Here is a 2,500-nt window from a genome sequence, read left to right as displayed (position 1 = left end):
TTAAAAGGGCGTCGAGTTCGTGGGATCAGACCCGAAACCAGGTGATCTAGCCATGAGCAGGATGAAGTCAGGGTAACACCTGATGGAGGTCCGAACCAACACCCGTTGAAAAGGGTCTGGATGACTTGTGGCTAGGGGTGAAAGGCCAATCAAACCTGGAGATAGCTGGTTCTCCGCGAAAGCTATTTAGGTAGCGCCTCGGACGAATACCTCGGGGGGTAGAGCACTGCATGGATGATGGGGGCCCACAGCCTTACTGAGTCTAAGCAAACTCCGAATACCCGAGAGTACTATCCGGGAGACACACGGCGGGTGCTAACGTCCGTCGTGAAGAGGGAAACAACCCTGACCTGCAGCTAAGGCCCCCAATTCGTGGCTAAGTGGGAAAGCATGTGGGACGGCCAAAACAACCAGGAGGTTGGCTTAGAAGCAGCCATCCTTTAAAGATAGCGTAACAGCTCACTGGTCTAGACAAGCTGTCCTGCGGCGAAGATGTAACGGGGCTCAAGCCACGAGCCGAAGCTCAGGATGCGTAGCAATACGCGTGGTAGCGGAGCGTTCCGTGATACAGCTTCATGTCTCTTATCCCTCCGGGGAGACAGAGACGCGAAGCTTTCTGTGAAGCCGGGCCGTAAGGCATCCGGTGGAGAGATCGGAAGCGAGAATGTTGACATGAGTAGCGACAAACAGGGTGAGAGACCCTGTCGCCGAAAGTCCAAGGGTTCCTGCTTAAAGCTAATCTGAGCAGGGTGAGCCGGCCCCTAAGGCGAGGCCGAAAGGCGTAGTCGATGGGAACCAGGTTAATATTCCTGGGCCAGGAGGATGTGACGGATCGCAGGTGTAGTTCGGCCTTATCGGATTGGCCGGGCTGCTGAGCGGTCCCTGGAAATAGCCCTCCATCAGACCGTACCCTAAACCGACACAGGTGGACTGGTAGAGAATACCAAGGCGCTTGAGAGAACCACATCAAAGGAACTCGGCAAAATGCCTCCGTAAGTTCGCGAGAAGGAGGCCCCGTCTTTGGGCAACCAGAGGCGGGGGGCACAAACCAGGGGGTGGCGACTGTTTACTTAAAACACAGGGCTCTGCGAAGCCGCAAGGCGACGTATAGGGTCTGACGCCTGCCCGGTGCTGGAAGGTTAAAAGGAGAGGTGCAAGCCTTGAATTGAAGCCCCAGTAAACGGCGGCCGTAACTATAACGGTCCTAAGGTAGCGAAATTCCTTGTCGGGTAAGTTCCGACCTGCACGAATGGCGTAACGATCTCCCCGCTGTCTCTGATGTGGACTCAGCGAAATTGAACTGTGTGTCAAGATGCACACTTCCCGCGGTTAGACGGAAAGACCCCATGAACCTTTACTATAGCTTCGCACTGGCATCAGGAATGTGATGTGCAGGATAGGTGGTAGGCATCGAAACGGGGACGCCAGTTCCCGTGGAGCCAACCTTGAGATACCACCCTTCGCATTCTTGATGTCTAACCGCGGTCCATTACCTGGATCCGGGACCCTGCGTGGTGGGTAGTTTGACTGGGGCGGTCGCCTCCCAAACAGTAACGGAGGCGCGCGATGGTGGGCTCAGACCGGTCGGAAATCGGTCGTCGAGTGCAATGGCAGAAGCCCGCCTGACTGCAAGACTGACAAGTCGAGCAGAGACGAAAGTCGGCCATAGTGATCCGGTGGTCCCGAGTGGAAGGGCCATCGCTCAACGGATAAAAGGTACTCTGGGGATAACAGGCTGATGATGCCCAAGAGTCCATATCGACGGCATCGTTTGGCACCTCGATGTCGGCTCATCTCATCCTGGGGCTGGAGCAGGTCCCAAGGGTATGGCTGTTCGCCATTTAAAGAGGTACGTGAGCTGGGTTTAGAACGTCGTGAGACAGTTCGGTCCCTATCTGCCGTGGGTGTAGGAGACTTGAGAAGAGTTGCCCCTAGTACGAGAGGACCGGGGTGAACGATCCACTGGTGGACCAGTTGTCGTGCCAACGGCAGTGCTGGGTAGCTATGATCGGACAGGATAACCGCTGAAGGCATCTAAGCGGGAAGCCCCCTTCAAAACAAGGTCTCCCTTGAGGGCCGTGGAAGACCACCACGTCGATAGGCCAGAGGTGTAAGCGCAGCAATGCGTTCAGCTGACTGGTACTAATTGCCCGATTGGCTTGATCTGACCCGGTAACAGCAAGGCTCAAAAAGCCAAAGCTCTACCCCAGATCAGAAGCAAAACCGACCTGGAACAAGCATAAAGCCTGATGTTGTCGTTTCTTCTCCGGTCTGGTGGCCATAGCACGAGCAAAACACCCGATCCCATCCCGAACTCGGCCGTTAAGTGCCGTCGCGCCAATGGTACTGCGTCTCAAGACGTGGGAGAGTAGGTCGCCGCCAGACCTGAAAAGAAACGATATCCTCCAGAACGAAAACAAAATCAAACGCGTCACAAAGACGCAAAAAACGGCCGCGGGGTGGAGCAGCCCGGTAGCTCGTCAGGCTCATAACCTGAAGG

2 rRNA genes (1 of these 2 cut by a window edge) are annotated in these 2,500 nt (G+C 55.6%); both read left to right on the top strand.

Annotated features, from left to right (window positions below):
• A 23S ribosomal RNA gene (locus FG154_RS19955) occupies positions 1-2,167 on the top strand; it begins 663 nt to the left of the window's first position.
• A gap of 103 nt (positions 2,168-2,270) precedes the next feature.
• Positions 2,271-2,385 (top strand): 5S ribosomal RNA (gene rrf / locus FG154_RS19950).
• The last annotated feature ends 115 nt before the right edge of the window (positions 2,386-2,500 follow it).

Source organism: Cereibacter sediminicola (assembly GCF_007668225.1).
Classification (GTDB): Bacteria; Pseudomonadota; Alphaproteobacteria; order Rhodobacterales; family Rhodobacteraceae; genus Cereibacter_A; species Cereibacter_A azotoformans.
Note: the sequence above shows the minus strand (reverse complement) of the source record. Positions and strands in the feature narration are given on the sequence as shown.